Source organism: Pseudomonas sp. W15Feb34 (assembly GCF_023127765.1).
In the GTDB taxonomy this organism is placed as follows: domain Bacteria; phylum Pseudomonadota; class Gammaproteobacteria; order Pseudomonadales; family Pseudomonadaceae; genus Aquipseudomonas; species Aquipseudomonas synxantha_A.
Map to the genome: position 1 here is coordinate 83,570 of NZ_SPKN01000012.1, position 16,524 is coordinate 100,093.

Annotated in this window: 14 protein-coding genes; 5 read left to right on the forward strand and 9 right to left on the reverse strand. The window is 59.5% G+C overall.

Translation table 11 applies throughout. The annotated features are described in order from the left end of the window. Positions 1–6 precede the first annotated feature (6 nt). From E4O97_RS06910 to E4O97_RS06925, 4 genes are all read right to left on the reverse strand, one after another. Entirely contained in the window at positions 7–1,074 is a 1,068-nt protein-coding gene (locus tag E4O97_RS06910) for a phosphotransferase family protein (protein ID WP_032880838.1), read from the reverse strand. Positions 1,075–1,203: 129 nt separating this feature from the next. Then, complete coding sequence (locus E4O97_RS06915) at positions 1,204–2,157, reverse strand: 2-hydroxyacid dehydrogenase (protein WP_248161009.1); 954 nt, start codon at positions 2,155–2,157, stop codon at positions 1,204–1,206. Between the two features lie 145 nt (positions 2,158–2,302). Beyond that, complete coding sequence (locus E4O97_RS06920; protein WP_078821223.1) at positions 2,303–2,737, reverse strand: hypothetical protein; 435 nt, start codon at positions 2,735–2,737, stop codon at positions 2,303–2,305. A 53-nt stretch (positions 2,738–2,790) separates the two neighbouring features. Next, positions 2,791–3,291 carry a DUF4822 domain-containing protein gene (locus E4O97_RS06925; RefSeq protein WP_032880841.1) on the reverse strand — a complete coding sequence of 167 codons (501 nt, stop codon included), beginning with the start codon at positions 3,289–3,291 and terminating at the stop codon, positions 2,791–2,793. A gap of 553 nt (positions 3,292–3,844) precedes the next feature. On the opposite strand from E4O97_RS06925, the gene E4O97_RS06930 reads away from it, so the two are divergent. Next, the gene (locus E4O97_RS06930; protein WP_005787881.1) at positions 3,845–5,122 is read left to right on the forward strand and encodes a serine/threonine transporter; all 1,278 of its coding nucleotides are present in this window, start codon (positions 3,845–3,847) and stop codon (positions 5,120–5,122) included. A 128-nt stretch (positions 5,123–5,250) separates the two neighbouring features. On the opposite strand, the gene acnB is transcribed toward E4O97_RS06930, so the two are convergent. After that, positions 5,251–7,860 (reverse strand): bifunctional aconitate hydratase 2/2-methylisocitrate dehydratase, encoded by a 2,610-nt coding sequence (gene acnB / locus E4O97_RS06935; protein WP_005787883.1) that lies wholly within the window; start codon positions 7,858–7,860, stop codon positions 5,251–5,253. A gap of 396 nt (positions 7,861–8,256) precedes the next feature. On the opposite strand from acnB, the gene E4O97_RS06940 reads away from it, so the two are divergent. Continuing rightward, on the forward strand, positions 8,257–8,727 hold the full coding sequence (locus tag E4O97_RS06940) for a DUF1289 domain-containing protein (RefSeq protein WP_078821225.1): 471 nt from the start codon (positions 8,257–8,259) through the stop codon (positions 8,725–8,727). Positions 8,728–8,850: 123 nt separating this feature from the next. Here the strand turns inward: E4O97_RS06940 and E4O97_RS06945 are convergent, their stop codons facing one another. Continuing rightward, the gene (locus E4O97_RS06945) at positions 8,851–9,714 is read right to left on the reverse strand and encodes a universal stress protein (protein ID WP_078821226.1); all 864 of its coding nucleotides are present in this window, start codon (positions 9,712–9,714) and stop codon (positions 8,851–8,853) included. 147 nt (positions 9,715–9,861) lie between these two features. Between E4O97_RS06945 and miaE the strand changes: the two genes are divergently transcribed. Further along, positions 9,862–10,464, forward strand: a complete 603-nt coding sequence (miaE, locus tag E4O97_RS06950) for a tRNA isopentenyl-2-thiomethyl-A-37 hydroxylase MiaE (protein ID WP_248161010.1) — start codon at positions 9,862–9,864, stop codon at positions 10,462–10,464. On the opposite strand, the gene E4O97_RS06955 is transcribed toward miaE, so the two are convergent. After that, entirely contained in the window at positions 10,420–11,619 is a 1,200-nt protein-coding gene (locus E4O97_RS06955; protein WP_248161011.1) for an MFS transporter, read from the reverse strand. The two genes, miaE and E4O97_RS06955, sit on opposite strands and share 45 nt — an antisense overlap. Before the next feature lie 157 nt (positions 11,620–11,776). On the opposite strand from E4O97_RS06955, the gene E4O97_RS06960 reads away from it, so the two are divergent. Together E4O97_RS06960 and E4O97_RS06965 are read left to right on the forward strand one after the other, a co-directional pair. Next, positions 11,777–12,484 (forward strand): response regulator, encoded by a 708-nt coding sequence (locus tag E4O97_RS06960; RefSeq protein ID WP_248161012.1) that lies wholly within the window; start codon positions 11,777–11,779, stop codon positions 12,482–12,484. Next, the gene (locus E4O97_RS06965) at positions 12,485–13,762 is read left to right on the forward strand and encodes an ATP-binding protein (protein ID WP_078821229.1); all 1,278 of its coding nucleotides are present in this window, start codon (positions 12,485–12,487) and stop codon (positions 13,760–13,762) included. Positions 13,763–13,818: 56 nt separating this feature from the next. On the opposite strand, the gene E4O97_RS06970 is transcribed toward E4O97_RS06965, so the two are convergent. Both E4O97_RS06970 and E4O97_RS06975 read right to left on the reverse strand, forming a co-directional pair. Further along, a complete protein-coding gene (locus E4O97_RS06970; protein ID WP_078821230.1) occupies positions 13,819–14,610 on the reverse strand; it encodes a MipA/OmpV family protein in 792 nt (263 codons plus the stop codon). 16 nt (positions 14,611–14,626) lie between these two features. Further along, the gene (locus E4O97_RS06975) at positions 14,627–16,450 is read right to left on the reverse strand and encodes a serine hydrolase domain-containing protein (protein WP_248161013.1); all 1,824 of its coding nucleotides are present in this window, start codon (positions 16,448–16,450) and stop codon (positions 14,627–14,629) included. Between the last annotated feature and the right edge of the window lie 74 nt (positions 16,451–16,524).

A 16,524-nucleotide genomic window follows, 5' to 3' on the forward strand; every position in this document is an offset into this window, starting at 1 on the left:
TTGCGATCAGAGCGCTGATTTGCCAATGACATTCAGGCTCATTTGCTCCAGCAGCTTGTTCATGTGGATGAACTGCGCAAAGCGTTTGTCCTGGGTCTGGCCGTGGAAAAAGCGGTAGTAGATCTGCTGCACGATGCCGGCCAGCCGGAACAGGCCGTAGGTGTAATAGAAATCGAAATTGTCGATCGCAAGCCCCGAGCGCTCGGCGTAGTAGTCGACAAACTGACGGCGGGTGAGCATCCCCGGGGCGTTGCTCGGCTGGCGCCGCATCAGTTGGACCGGCGCCGGATCTGCGGCTTCGATCCAGTAGGCGAGGGTGTTGCCCAGGTCCATCAGCGGGTCGCCCAGGGTGGTCAGTTCCCAATCCAGCACGCCGATGATCTGCATCGGGTTGTGGGGGTCGAGGATCACGTTATCGAAGCGGTAGTCGTTATGCACGATGCTGGACGTGGGCGAATCGGCTGGCATTTTGTCGTTGAGCCAGGCGCGTACCGCTTCCCATTTTGGCGCATCAGGGGTCAGGGCTTTTTCGTAGCGCTCGCCCCAGCCACGAATCTGCCGCGCCACGTAGCCTTCAGGCTTGCCCAGGTCGGCCAGGCCGCAGGCGCTGTAGTCGACTTGATGCAGTTCGACGAACTTGTCGATAAAGCTTTTGCACAGCGCTTGAGTCTTGGCCGCGTCCAGGCCCAGTTCGGGCGGCAGGTCAGAGCGCAGGATGATGCCGTTGACCCGTTCCATCACATAGAACTCGGCACCGATCACTGATTCATCGGTGCAGTGCACGTATGCCTTGGGGCAATACGGAAAACCATCTTTGAGCTGGTTGAGAATGCGGTATTCGCGGCCCATGTCGTGGGCGGACTTGGCCTTGTGGCCAAACGGCGGGCGACGCAGCACGAATTCCTGGCCTGGATATTCCAGCAGGTAGGTCAGGTTCGATGCGCCGCCGGGGAACTGACTGATCGCAGGCGTGCCGTTCAAGCCCGGAATGTGGGCCTTGAGGTAGGGATCGATCAGGCTGGCATCAAGTTCTTCGCCGGGGCGAATCTGGGTCGATTGGTCGTTCAGCGCCATGCTTATCCCTTCTGCTTATTCTAAAGGCCTTGGACTATTTCCTAATCTAATGCGCACCGCCGCCCAGCGACAAGGTCGGGGCGGCTTAATAGGTTAGCGTGTTGAAGGGTGATCAGCGTGCCTGATCGGTCATTTTGCGGGCGCTGGCAGCGCAACCGGCGTGAGCACAGGACGGCCGGCGAAGTATTCCACCAGGTTGTCGGCCACCCGCTGCACGGTGTCATGGGCAGCCTCCGGTGACAGGCCGGCCACATGGGAGGTCAGGACGGTATTGCTCAGGCGCTTGAGGGCGTCGGGCACCTTGGGTTCGTCGTCGAATACATCCAGCGCGGCGCCGCCGATACGCCGTTGCTCCAGGGCAGCCACGAGGTCAGCGGTCACCACCACGCTGCCGCGGCCAATGTTCACCAGATAGCCATTGGGGCCCAACGCATCCAGCGCATGTTTATCGATCAGATGGCGAGTGCTGGCCCCACCTGGCGTGGCCAGGATCAGGAAGTCCGAGGTGCGCGCCAGTTCGACGGCCGTTGAACAGTAGGTGTAATCCACGTCATCGCGGGGTTGGCGGTTGTGATAGCTCACCTCCATGCCGAAGCCGAGGGCGGCGCGCCTGGCGATTTCCATCCCCACGGCACCGAGCCCGAGAATTCCCAGTTGCTTGCCGGCCAGGGAAGGGCGCATGACCTTCGGCCATTCGCTGCGCCGCACGGCGGCATCGGTCTGGGGAATCCCGCGCACCAGCGACAGCAGCAGCGCCATGGCGTGATCGGCCACCGAGGGGGCGTTCACGCCGGCACCGTTGGTGACCACTATCCCACGGTCGCTTGCCGCCTGCAGGTCCACATGTTCGTAGCCGGCACCGATCACGCAGATGAGTTCCAGCAACGGCAGTGCCGCGATTTCATCAGCGTACAACCCCAGCGGGCCACGGGTCAGCACGGCCTTGATCTGCCCACCGTGCAACTTGATCGCCTGAGCGCGTTCGGCGGGCGTCGGCGCCAGAATCACATGAAAGTCATTGCTCTCGATGATTTGCAGGTATTCGTTGATGGTTTCAACCAGGACTAGAACGGTGGTGGGCATGGGGCAGCTCTCCGGTGAGTTCGATGCTCGGATTATGCTGCATTTGTGTTGTGTGAAATGCTGAGGGCGCAGAGAAAGCGCCACTGATTTTGCGAAAAGTGCCAGCGTCTCGGCGAGTGGGAGACGCTGTTTGCGCGCGTGCGAATTATTTAGCGGCTACGGGCTTGCGCACCTTGCTCTGTTCGGCCGCTACGATGTCCATGTAATCGTAGGTAGGAAAGAACTCCGTCCTGAAGGGGCCCCATGCAGAGCGTTCGATGGCGAGATTGACTTCCCGCAGGCGCGAGGCGGGGAAGCGTAGAACGATGACGTGACCGATCCCCATGGCGATGTTCCAACTGACAATCTCTACCCCTTCAGGAGGGAATACTTTAAAGAGTTCCTGTTCGGTGAGTTTTGTTCTTATTTCGTTCAAGTTGCGAGATTGGTCATGTTTGAGGAAGACGGTCAACATGACCGCATTGTCAGCGCTGATGGCGACAGGTTTTCCTGACGTGGAAGCCTGCGCATGAAGGCCGCCTGAAACAAGGGTAGAGAGCAATAAAACAGACGCCAGTAAAGGCTTTAATAGTGTTTTCATTGAGTGAGGCCTTTTATGAGTATTGTCGCTACTCGTGGGATGAGTGTTGAGGGTTAGTGGGTGGGGGTGGTTTTGACTGATCCGGTATAGGGCGCATGAACCACATGTATTCGAACAAGAGGGTTGGCGTCGATCATGTCGCGCGGCACTTCACGAGAATAAGTGAATTCCTGATTGTTCAACGTCTCAAGTTTTCTGACGATGGTTTTCGTTGCACCTTTATCCGGTATCAGGATATGGTTTTTCTTGTCACCCGTTACCATGAAGTAACCGCCGCCGCCGTTGTCATATTTTGATAGCCCGGTATCGGTGTAGAAAAATTCGTAGCGATTACGTTCAGGGTCCCACACTGATATTCCAACGACACCTGGGTACTTGTCCTTTACGTCGATCTCCGGGGCGCCTTCTATATAAACTTTTGTCGTCAGCCAGCGGGGGGATGTACCCAGGGCACTTGCGTCTGAGTTTTCTACTGCCGGTTGTGCTTGGCTGGCCAATGGGCTGAGTATTCCGGTGGCAAGTATCAGGGAGAAAATAAGGTTGTGTTTGTTCATCTAGTCGCTCCTGATGAGTGAGGTTTTTAATTCTGCTGTGGTGGGTTTAGATGCTTTTGTTTTTTTGAACTGGACTGGAATATAAACGTGATAGAAGGGGCTCTCAATGCCTGGGAAAACCCTTGCAACAAATGCCGCAATCATTAGAGTTTCAATCGAGAGGCGTTGATTAACTGTATGTAAGAACTTTCTTATATGTGAGGGTGTTTAACTTTAATTGATATTGGGTCTCTGTCAGCGGCTCCCCACTGGCGAACTTTGAGTGACTGGGTTTATTTAAACAAAGCTTCGTCGGCCTTGCGTGATCGACCCTCCCAATGCCCCGCTGGCAGGGGCGTTCGTGAGGTGGGTAAAGGCGGTGGACATCTGGCGTTGAATCAACTGAGCCGCCCCATGGGCTGCCTTCCAGCCTTTGCACTGCATTACCGTTCCTCATCTAAGTCTTTGCTTATTCAAGAGAATCCCGGACAATCCGGCCCTTGTTACGGCCAGGGCGCTGCCTGTCAGGTTTTTCTGACTCGTGCTGGCCATGTGAATGCGGAGATCCGACCGGATGAATGATCAGGCCAATAGCGTCGACGAACGCTATGCAACGACACCTGCAACCCTCACAAGCTGGAGCCGCCAGGACACCACCTGGATGCTCGGGCTATTCGGTACCGCCATTGGCGCCGGTACTTTGTTTCTGCCAATCAACGCGGGCCTGGGGGGCTTCTGGCCGCTGGTGATCCTGGCGTTACTGGCGTTCCCGATGACGTTCTTTGCCCACCGTGGGCTGACCCGTTTCGTGCTGTCTGGCCGTGAAGGCTCCGACATCACTGATGTGGTCGAAGAGCATTTCGGCATCAAGGCAGGCGCGTTGATCACTTTGCTGTATTTCTTCGCGATCTTCCCGATCCTGCTGATCTACAGCGTGGCACTGACCAATACCGTCAGCAGCTTCATGGAACACCAACTGCACATCATGCCGCCGCCTCGTGCGATCCTGGCATTTGTGCTGATCCTCGGCCTGCTGGCCGTGGTGCGCTGCGGCGAGCAAGTGATCGTCAAGGCGATGAGCCTGATGGTGTATCCGTTTATCGTCGCCCTGCTGTTCCTGGCCGTGTACCTGGTGCCGCACTGGAATGGCGGCATTCTCAGCACTGCCAGCGAGGTGCCAGCACCGTCGGCGCTGCTCAATACGCTGTGGCTGGCGATTCCGGTGATGGTGTTCTCGTTCAACCATTCGCCGATCATCTCGGCTTTCGCGGTTGACCAGAAACGCCAGTACGGCGCACACGCCGAGGAGCGCAGTTCGCAGATCCTGTCCCGCGCTCACTTGTTGATGGTGGCGATGGTGCTGTTCTTCGTGTTCAGTTGCGTGCTGACCCTGTCGCCCGCGCAACTGGCCGAGGCGAAAGCGCAGAACCTGTCGATCCTGTCGTACCTGGCCAACCACTTCGACAACCCGACCATCGCTTTTGCCGCCCCGTTGATTGCGTTCGTGGCGATTGCCAAGTCGTTCCTGGGCCACTACATCGGTGCCAGCGAGGGTCTCAAGGGGCTGGTGGTCAAGACCGGTCGCCGCCCGGCACCGAAGACCCTGGACCGCATGACCGCCGCCTTCATGCTGGTGGTGTGCTGGATCGTCGCCACGCTCAACCCGAGTATCCTCGGCATGATCGAGACCCTGGGTGGGCCGGTGATTGCGTCGATCCTGTTCCTGATGCCGATGTACGCGATCCGCAAGGTTCCGGCCATGGCCAAGTACCGTGGGCAGGCGTCGAATGTGTTTGTCACGGCAGTCGGCTTGGTTGCCATTACGGCATTGGTGTATTCGCTGGTTGCCTAAGCCCTGATGCGGTCTATCTGACTGCACAGCTCCCACATTGGTTTTGTGTTGGCAGTAAAGGTTAGTTCCAGGCATAAAAAAACGCCGCGTATCTTGCGATACGCGGCGTCTTTCACATCAACACACCCTTAAGCTTGAATCACCGGGATGTTGGCGCTTGCTGCGATCTTGCGGAACTCGGCGATCTGGTCGAAGTTCAGGTAGCGGTAGACGTCACTGGCCATGGTGTCCAGTTTCGCTGCGTAGCCCATGTACTCTTCGACAGTCGGCAGGCGACCCAGGGTAGAGGCCACTGCCGCCAGTTCGGCCGATGCCAGGTAGACGTTTGCACCGTCACCCAAGCGGTTCGGGAAGTTACGGGTCGACGTCGACACGACGGTGGAGTTCGGTTCTACACGTGCCTGGTTACCCATGCACAGCGAGCAGCCCGGCATTTCCATGCGTGCGCCAGCCTTGCCGTAGATGCCGTAGTAGCCTTCTTCGGTCAACTGGTGAGCGTCCATCTTGGTCGGCGGCGACAGCCACAGACGAGTCGGCAGCTGGCCCTTGACCTGCTCCAGCAGCTTACCGGCAGCGCGGAAGTGACCGATGTTGGTCATGCACGAACCGATGAACACTTCGTCGATCTTCTCACCGGCAACGCTGGACAACAGACGGGCATCGTCCGGGTCGTTAGGGGCGCAGAGGATCGGCTCGTTGATTTCCGACAGGTCGATCTCGATGATTTCGGCGTATTCGGCGTCGGCATCGGCTTCCATCAGTTCCGGGTTGGCAACCCAGGCTTCCATCGCTTGGGCGCGACGTTCCAGGGTGCGGGCATCGCCGTAGCCTTCACCGATCATCCAGCGCAGCAGGGTGATGTTGGAGTTCAGGTACTCGGTAACGGACTCTTTGGACAGCTTGATGGTGCAACCGGCAGCCGAACGTTCAGCCGAGGCGTCGGACAGCTCGAAAGCCTGTTCCAGCGTCAGGTCGTTCAGGCCTTCGATTTCCAGGATGCGGCCAGAGAAGGCGTTTTTCTTGCCTTTCTTCTCTACGGTCAGCAGGCCAGCCTGGATCGCGTAGTAAGGAATGGCATGAACCAGGTCACGCAGGGTGATGCCAGGCTTCATCTTGCCTTTGAAGCGCACCAGGATCGATTCCGGCATGTCCAGTGGCATTACGCCAGTGGCTGCGGCGAACGCGACCAGACCGGAACCGGCCGGGAACGAGATGCCCATCGGGAAACGGGTGTGGGAGTCGCCACCGGTACCGACGGTGTCCGGCAGCAGCATACGGTTGAGCCAGCTGTGGATGATGCCGTCGCCCGGACGCAGCGATACACCGCCACGGGTCATGATGAAGTCAGGCAGGGTGTGGTGGGTGGTCACGTCGATCGGCTTCGGGTACGCCGCGGTGTGGCAGAACGACTGCATCACCAGGTCGGTCGAGAAGCCCAGGCACGCCAGGTCTTTCAGTTCGTCACGGGTCATTGGACCGGTGGTGTCCTGGGAGCCCACGGTGGTCATCTTCGGCTCGCAGTAGGTACCAGGACGAACGCCTTTGCCTTCTGGCAGGCCGCACGCCTTGCCGACCATCTTCTGTGCCAGGGTGAAGCCCTTGCCGGTGTCGACAGGCGCTTCAGGCAGCTTGAACAGGTCGGTAGGGCCCAGGCCCAGTTCGGCGCGGGCCTTGTCGGTCAGGCCGCGACCGATGATCAGCGGGATACGGCCGCCGGCGCGAACTTCGTCCAACAGTACCGGAGTCTTCATTTCGAAGGTGGTCAGGACTTCGTCGGTGCCGTGTTTGCAGACTTTGCCAGCATGAGGGTACAGGTCGATCACGTCGCCCATGTTCATGTTGGTGACGTCGAATTCGATTGGCAATGCGCCAGCATCTTCCATGGTGTTGTAGAAGATCGGAGCGATCTTGCTGCCGAAGCAGAAACCGCCGGCACGCTTGTTCGGCACGTAAGGCACGTCGTCACCGAAGAACCACAGTACCGAGTTGGTGGCCGACTTACGCGACGAACCGGTACCGACCACGTCACCGACGTAGGCGATCGGGAAGCCTTGGCCGCGCATTTCTTCGATCTGCTTCATCGGGCCGGTCTTGCCTTGCTCGTCCGGCACGATGCCTTCACGAGCCATTTTCAGCATGGCCAGGGCGTGCAGCGGGATGTCAGGGCGGGACCAGGCGTCCGGCGCCGGGGACAGGTCGTCGGTGTTGGTTTCGCCGGTGACCTTGAACACGCGCAGGCTGATCTTGTCGGCCAGGGTAGGGCGGTTGCGGAACCACTCGCCGTCAGCCCAGGACTGGATCACGCCTTTGGCGTGTTCGTTGCCGTTGCGGGCTTTTTCGGCGACGTCGTGGAACGCATCGAACATCAGCAGGGTGTGCTTGAGTTGGGCGGCCGCGACGGGCGCCAGGGTGGCGTCGTCCAGCAGCTCGACCAACGTCACGATGTTGTAGCCGCCTTGCATGGTGCCGAGCAGTTCAACAGCGCGTTTCTTGTCGATCAGGGGGGAAGTGGCTTCGCCCTTGGCCAGGGCAGACAGGAAACCGGCCTTGACGTAGGCAGCTTCGTCAACGCCTGGTGGAATGCGGTTGGTGATCAGGTCAACGAGGAATTCTTCTTCGCCAGCCGGAGGATTTTTCAGCAGCTCGACCAGGCCTGCGGTTTGTTCGGCGTTAAGCGGCTGGGGAACGATACCCAGTGCTGCACGCTCTTCGATATGTTTGCGGTAGGCTTCAAGCACAGTTATTACCCTCATCAGTGGTCCCACGGGACGCTCATCCAGAAATGAACGGCACGCATGCGCTCAGGGGCTTTTTGGGCCGCAAAGCCAGCGCTGCCGGCATTCCTTTACAGAAGCTGCTTTCAAAGTTTTACGCCTGCAGAACGGAGCTGATGAGGGTTGGCGTGGGCTCTGACCTACCGGGTCGAAACCACGCCAACACCGTTCTGAAGGAACGACTGTGCTCGTGACGCTTTGAAAACAGCTTCCAGCGGATTATTGGCGCCTTACAAGGCCGGGTGATTCTACGGCAAAAAAAATCTAAAGGTAAGTTGCCTGGCCAAGTTTGCTGGGTGATCAACCTTAGACAAAGGGCTAACATGGCGCACTGTTTCGCTGATTTGCGTGTTATCGCCCATGTCCAACCAAACCATCAAGACCCCCTGCGTCGGCTTGTGCTCCACGGTCTACGGCGACCTCGTGTGCCGCGGCTGCAAGCGTTTCCACCATGAAGTGATCCAGTGGAATGGCTATAACGAAGAAGAAAAGCGTGCAGTCTGGCTCAGGCTTGAGCAACTGCTGGTGCAGGTGATGGCCGGCAAAGTGGAGGTGTTTGACCCCAAGACCCTGCGCGGGCAGTTGGAGCAACGCAAGATCCGCTTCGTGCCGCACCAGTCCGAGTATTGCTGGGCCTACCAGTTGATCGCACGCGGGGCGCGGGTGATCAATAACCTTGAGGCGTACGGCATGGTGCTGTTGCCGGAGTTTCGCGACTGGCCCTTGCCGGACCTGCGCGATGCGATTGACCGGGAGTTCTTTATCTTGTCCGAGGCGCATTACCAGCGCTATATCGCCCCGGGGTTCCTGAGAGATGCGCTGTCTACCTGACAGCATGCATCCAAATGTGGGAGGGGGCTTGCTCCCGATAGCAGTGTGTCAGTCAGCCCATCCTTCACTGACCCACTGCTATCGGGAGCAAGCCCCCTCCCACATTTTGCCCTCTATTGTTCTTCAGGGCTTGGTTGCCAGTTCTTGCAGATGATCCATCAACGTCTGCGGCTTGAGCACCAGCACGTCGCTTTCCACCGCATCCAGCACCACCTCCGCCGTATTACCGATCAACGCCCCCGAAATCCCGGTGCGGGCCACGGTGCCGATGATGGTCACCGCCGCGTGCAGCTGATGGGCCATATGCGGGATCAGCACATCGGCCGGGCCTTCCTTGATATGCAGGTGCCTGCCGTCCACGTCGAACTCGTCCTGGAATGCCTTGCATTGTTCGCGATAGCGCGCCTCGATGGTTTCCTTGAGCTGGAAGGTCGGGTCGGCTGCCGACAGCATCGGCGACGGGTGGGCGCTAATCACATGCAGCTGCGCCTTGGCCAGGCTGGCTATATCAAACCCGTGGTCGATGATCGAATTGTGCAGCGAGCGGTGTTCGCCGTCGGTGTTGCCCACATCGATGGCCGCCAGAATCACCCCGCCGGCCCATGGCGTGGCGGTCTTGACCAGCAGCACCGGCGTCGGGCAATAGCGCAGCAGCTTCCAGTCCGCCGGCGTCAACAGGGCTTTTTTCAGCGGGCTGTCGGGAAAATGCTGTTTGATCACCAGGCCGCAGCCTTCAGCTTGCTGCACCTCGATAATGGTGTCATGCAGGCTGTCGTTCCACGCCTGTTCGGTGGAGACGCTGTAGCCGTCGTTCCTTAAACCTTCCTTGAGCACGCTCAACAGCGCCGAATGCTCGTGTTTCTTGTCGCAGACCAGCAAGTGCAGATGTGCGTCGGTCACCCCGGCAATCAGCTTGCCACGCTTGAGGGCCAGGCTTTCCGAATGCTCGGGCTCGATGACCACCAGGATGCTGCGGATGGCTTGCATGATCGGGATCTCCAGGAAGGGGCATGCAACAACTATAGTTGCTGCCCGCCAGACGTCATGTTGATGCACATCAAGGCCGGTGGCTGGTGGTCTGCGGCGGGGTCGGTATAATCGGCGCCCTTTTGTGATCCTTTGCCCGTGAGCCCGATGAACCTGTCCGAAATCCACGAATTCCTCGGCTGCCGCACCCCCGACGCCTGGGTCCAGGCCGCTCTGGCCGATCAGGAAACCCTGCTGATCGACCACAAAAACTGCGAATTCAAAGCCGCCAGCACCGCCCTGAGCCTGATGGCCAAGTACCACGGCCATGTTGACCTGATCAATATGATGTCGCGCCTGGCCCGCGAAGAACTGGTGCACCACGAGCAAGTCATGCGCCTGATGAAAAAGCGCAAGGTTGAACTGCGCCAACTGCACGCGGGCCGTTATGCCTCGGGTTTGCGCAAGGTGGTGCGCAGCCACGAGCCGGTCAAGCTGGTGGACACCCTGGTGGTCGGCGCTTTTATCGAAGCACGCAGCTGCGAGCGTTTCGAAGCATTGGTGCCGCATTTGGACGAAGAGCTCGGCAAGTTCTACTTCGGTTTGCTCAAAAGCGAAGCCCGGCACTTCCAGGGTTACTTGAAGCTGGCCTACCAGTATGGCGACGCCAAGGACATCGCCCAGGTGATCGAGCGGGTGAGGGCGGCCGAGCAGGAGCTGATCGAATCACCCGACATCGAGTTCCGCTTTCACAGTGGCGTGCCAGCCTGAGGCCACCGCCACGCCGATCAAGGCGGTGATCCCGGCGAGCAGCAGGATCACCGTATGCGTGCCCAACGGCGCTGCCAGCACGGCGATCATCAAGCCCGCCAACGGCTGCGGCAGGTTGTTGAGCAAGGTGATCACGCCTACCGTCTTGCCGAAATCCTGCACCGGAATCACTTTTTGACGGGTGCTGCGCAGGTACACGTTGAACATCTTGTCGAAGCCCGTCACCAGCAGGAAGCCCACGGCATACGCCCACACACCGGGGCTGACGGCGGTGATCAGCGCGCCGACTGCAATCATCGAATACGACAGCCCACCCATTACTTTCAACGGCAGTGATGAGCGTGCCAGGTAAAACAGAATCCCGATGGTGACCAGCGCGCCGGCGGCTTGCAGCAGGGCGTAGGCATCCTTGTCGGCGACGTATTGGCCGGTAACCATGGCGGCCGAGGTGGCCAGTGTGACCCCGATAATCAGGTTCACGCCGACTGCCAGAATGATGATGCGCTTGAGTTCCACCAGGTTGCGGATGTGGCCAAACGCGGTGCGCAGCGGTTGCAGCCAGATACCCGGGTGCTGCCCATGGCTTTGCAGGCTCACCGTGGTGTTGCGCTGCCAGATCAGCATTGCCAGGTCAGCGAGAACAAACAGTGCGGCGATGGCCAGCACCACCCAGGGCCAGGCCCAAACCTGCAGCATCAACGCTGCCAGCAACGGCCCGAGCACCAGGCCGCTCTGGTCGGCAATCTGCGAATAGGACAAGGTCTTGGCGTAGGTGTAATGCTGGAAGACATGCGGCATCACCACCTCCCGCGCCATGATGCCCTGAGTGGTCAATACCCCGCACAACGCGGACAGCATCACCAGCCAATGGATCCCGTCGAACAGCCCATACAGCGCCACCGCCACCACGCAGGCCAGCGCGCGATACACCTGGCTGATATGCAGAATGCGTACGGGTGAAAACCTGTCGCACAAGGCTCCGCACACCGGAAATGCCAGATAGCGCGGCAGCGATTCGACAAAAAACGCCAGGCCCGCCCACGACACGCTTTGAGTGGTCTGGAACACGATCAGCGGCACGATGAACAGCAGGATCTGGTCGGCCAGCCGCGAGAGGAACAGCGAAACGAAGAACGCCAGGTAATCCTTGCGCATACAACTCCTTGAGAATGGCGTTAAAGATTGCAGGCTATTTGTTAAAAACTCTTAAAAGCATGAAGTTTCATCGGCTCGTACTGGCCAGCTGCTTCTGTGCGCCTGCTTGCTACCTATAATGCGCGCACTTCAATCTGCGTTTCTACACTGAGAACTTATGGAAAACCTGGGTCTGGGCAAGGTCCTGCTCGTTGAGGACGATGAAAAGCTGGCAGGGCTGATCGCGCAGTTCCTGTCGCAGCATGGTTTTGAGGTGCGTGTCGTGCACCGGGGCGATGAAGCCCTGGCGGCGTTCCTGGACTTCAAACCCAGGATTGTCGTGCTCGATTTGATGCTTCCGGGCCAGAGCGGGCTGCATGTTTGCCGCGAAATTCGCACTGTGTCAGACACGCCCATCGTGATCCTGACAGCCAAGGAAGACGATCTGGACCATATCCTGGGCCTTGAGTCTGGTGCTGACGATTACGTGATCAAGCCGATCAAGCCGCCAGTGCTGCTTGCACGTTTGCGTGCGTTGCAGCGCCGCCAGGTGCCCGAGCCCGCGGCGCGGGGTGCCCTGGAGTTCGGCCGCTTGTCGATTGATCGCAGCTGCCGGGTCGTCAGCCTGGGCGGTCAGACCATCGATCTGACGACCATGGAGTTCGAGTTGCTGTGGTTACTGGCCAGCAGCTCGGGCAAGATCCTCTCGCGCGATGACATCCTCAACCGTATGCGTGGCATTGCCTTTGATGGCCTCAATCGCAGCGTTGACGTCTACATCAGCAAATTGCGCGGTAAGCTCAACGACAACCCACGCGAGCCGGTGTGCATCAAAACCATCTGGGGCAAGGGTTACCTGTTCAATCCGTTCGCGTGGGAGGTTTAGATGCTGCGCTTGTATCTGCGCCTCTATGTGATCCTCGCGCTCGGCCTGGCCGGGTCGGTCTGGCTGGTCAACTATGGCCTGGACGCGTACATGCCCGAGTCCAACGAGACCTATAACCGTGAAGCCTTGCGCGGCCCGGCGTGGGCCCTGGTGGAACAATTGCGACCGGTACAGGGAGAGGCGCGCCAGGCACGCCTGGCTGAGCTGCAACCGCATTATGGCTTGCGCCTGAAACTGGTGCAGCGCGACGCCCAGCACCTGAGCGAGCGCGAACAGAAACTCCTGGCGAGTGACCAAGTGGTGGTACGCGAGGATTTTATGAAGTTCCTGTCAGCGATTGACGGCGGCCCGCAATTACTTGAGATCCAGCTGCCGGAAGAACCCAAATGGCTGTATTTGTGGGCTTATGGCTTTCTGGGCGCAGGCCTGGCCATCGTCCTGTATTTCTGGGTACGCCCGCACTGGCGTGACCTGGAGCATATCCGCCTGGCGGCGCAACGTTTTGGTGACAATGACCTCGGCTCACGCATCCTGTTGCCAAGGCGCTCCACCGTTCGCGAACTGGCAGGGCACTTCAACCAGATGGCCGAGCGCATCGAGAGCCTGATCGCCAACCAGCGCGAACTCACCAACGCCGTATCTCACGAATTGCGCACGCCGATTGCGCGCTTGTCGTTTGAACTTGATCAACTGCGCCAGCAGATCGATCCACGCCAAAGCAGCGAGTTGATTGCCGATATGTACGCCGACCTCGGCGAGCTGGAAGAAATGGTTTCCGAACTGTTGACCTACGCCAGCCTGGAGCGCGGTGCCACCCAGGTCACCCGCGAGAACATCGAAGCCCACAGCTGGCTCGACAGCGTGATCGGCAGTGTGGCCCTGGAGGCCGAAGCACAGGGGGTGCAGTTATCGCTGCGTACCTGTGAGGTCGACTTTATCCGCATCGAGCCACGCTTTATGGCGCGGGCGGTGATCAACCTGCTGCGTAACGCCATCCGTTATGCCGATCGCCGCGTGGAAGTGTCGCTGGTCAAGTTCGGCAACGGCTATGAAGTACGGGTCAATGACGATGGCCCAGGCGTGCCGCTGGAGGGCCGCACCAAGATCTTCGAACCCTTCCTGCGCCTCGACGCCAGCCGCGACCGTCGTACTGGAGGGTTTGGCTTGGGCCTGGCGTTGGTCAAGCGCGTCAGCCAGTGGCATGGCGGGCAGGTGGAAGTGCTGGATTCGGAGTGGGGCGGGGCGTCGTTTCGGATGACCTGGGCGTATGGCGAGTAACACCTTTTGAATACTGCACTGCCCCTCCCACATTTTGATTGGGTTACCAACTTGAATCAGAAGGTGTATTCCACCATCCCCATCACCGACGTCTGCAAGCGGCGCTCCACAATCGGGCTCTTGCCCGCTTTATCCGCCAGGTACTGCACATCCAGCAGCGTCGAGAACTGTGTGTGCTCGCTGATTGGCAAGCTCCACGTAAGGTTCATGCCATTGCTGATATTGCCGCCGCTGGCCTTGTATGCCTTGAAGCGGCTGCGCGCGGCTTGGCCGGTGGTCACGCCGTACCAGGTCTGCAGGTAGTCGCGGTCACCAAAGTGGCTGTTGATGGCGGTATCGACGGAACCGTAACGGCCTTCATAGAGATTGGTCCCCAGGCTCAACTCCAGATGGGTAAAAGCCTTGCCGGTGTCCTTGTGTTTATCTTCTTCAAGCGCATGTTCCAGGGTGGCGCCAATGATCACACCGCCGAGGTTGTAGGCGGCACTCACCCCCAATTGCGGGCGTGACTTGATCTCGCCCATGCCTTTGAGGCGTTTGGAGCCGGCATGCATGCTTTCGTTTTTATCCTTGCGCGAATCGCTTGCGCCAACGTATGCGCTGAAGCTCAAGGCATTGCCTTCGTAACCCCAGCCCAGGCCCGTATCAGTGTCGAGGAAGACGCCCCAAGGGCTGATGATTTTGCCGCCCAGCACAGGCGCCGTCATGCGTTCGTCGCTGCCACTGTAGCGGGGGGCGTTGGCTATGCCGGCCTTGAGGCTGTATTGCCAGTCTTCGGCAAGCGCCGTGTCGGCGGCGGCAAGCAGGCACAGTGAGGTCACTGACAGGCACAGGTTTTTTGCGTGCATCAGGTGTTTCTCCAGGTTAGAAATTCAAGGGTGTGTGGGGGGACTGGGTGCGTTTGAAGGAATAACCCGAAGCGCTCAGCCCGTTGACCTGGCGGCTGACGGTGTCGCCCAGGCCGTAGCCGGTGCCGGCGAGTACCGCGTGGGCGTTGTCGACCGGCAGCAGGATGTAGTCAGTCAGAGGCTCGTCGTGCAATTGGCCGCGTATCACCAGGAAGCCGTCTTCCAGGCGCACGCTGATACCGCTCAACGGTGCGTCGGGTTCATGGCTATTGAGTACCTGATAGGTGCCGATGGTGTCGGCCCAAGCCGTAGACAGGGTCGGCGGCTCGATGCGCTCACCGATAGCAATGCGTTGGCCGTGGCTGCGGGCCGTGAGCATCTGCCGGCCTTGTACCGTCACTACATCAAGCTGGATGCGACCCAGGTCGCCCAGGTCCTTGAGCCAAAAACCCAGGACCTTTTTCTGCGCACGCAGCCAGCCCTGGTCATCGCGCAACAAGTCGAAGGTGTAGCCGGCCAGTTCGCCGGCCAGGCGCTCACGGTCATCCTTGATACGGAATATGCCCCAGGGGGTCGCGTAGAACCCGGCCAGGCGCTTGCGGTCGACGGCCGCTGGCACGTGGCGCAGTTTTAGACCGTGGCCGGGAGCCTGGCAGTCGTCGGCGCAGGCGCGCTCGCCGGTTTGTGCTTCAAGCATCAGGCGCAGGCTGTCGGTGGACAGCGACACCACCATCTCTTCGGCATTGCTGTCGTTGGCCATGATGATCACGGCCAGTTGCTGGTCCGGCAGCAGGGTCACCTGGGCGGCGAAATCATCGCCGCCGCCGCTGTGCTGGTAAGTACGCACACCGGGGGCAATCGGCTCGTCACCGCATGGCGCCAGAAACCAGCCCAGGCCCATCTGGCAGTCAAAATCCAAGGCGTTGCCGGTGTTTTGCTGGGTGAACATTTGATCTATTGAAGCGCTGCCCAGCACGCGGTTGCCCTTGTAGGTGCCTTTGGCAAACAACATCTGCACGTAGTGACTCAGATCCTTGGGGCTGGCCCACAGGCCACCGGCGGCAAGGTCGCGTACCTGGGCGTCGGTGCTGGCGTTGCCGTCCTCATAACCCAGGGCGCGAAAGCTCAATTGCGCGCCGGTGCCGAGGAAACTGGCCTGGTTCATGTGCAAGGGGGTCAAGAGGCTGCTTTGTAGCTGGGCTTCGAAGCTTTTGCCGCTGCTGCGCTCGATGGCGGCACCCACCAGCGAATAGCCGAGGTTGGAATAAGCCACCTGAAAACCGGGCGGGCTGCTCAGCCATACGCCCGACACGCGCATCGGCATCTGCCCCATGGCATAGGTGCTGTGCAGGTCACGCAGGTGCTCACTGGGCAGGCCGGATTGATGGCTGAGCAAACGCCGTAACGTGATGGCGCGATCTGCTTCGGCCTGGTCGTCATGAAAGCGCGAGCGTACGTAAAACTCACGCAGGGTTTGCTGGATCGGTGCATCCAGTGCCAGGCGCTGTTGCTCCACCAACTGCAGCGCCGCCGTGGCGGTGATCAGTTTGGAAATCCCCCCGGCGCGAAACGCCGTGTTGGGCGTAACCGGCACGCCCTGGGCCTTGTCGGCCAGGCCAAAGCCACGGGCCCAGATCAACTCCTGGCCATTGACCAGGGCAATCGACAAGCCTGCCACATTTTCCCGGACCATCTCCCGGGGTATGCGTGTTTGCAGGTAACGGATGATCGCGCCGTAATCGCCTTTTTGAATCGGCGGCGGAGCAGGCGGTTGCGAGTGGCAACCGATACTGCTCAGCAGGCAACCCAATAGCGGGATACCGCGCAGTCTGCGAAACATCAAGAGCACCCGAATGATGATTTGGATGCTGGAATGCTAGGGCGGCGGGGGCTGAGAATCTTTGAGTGCTTTGT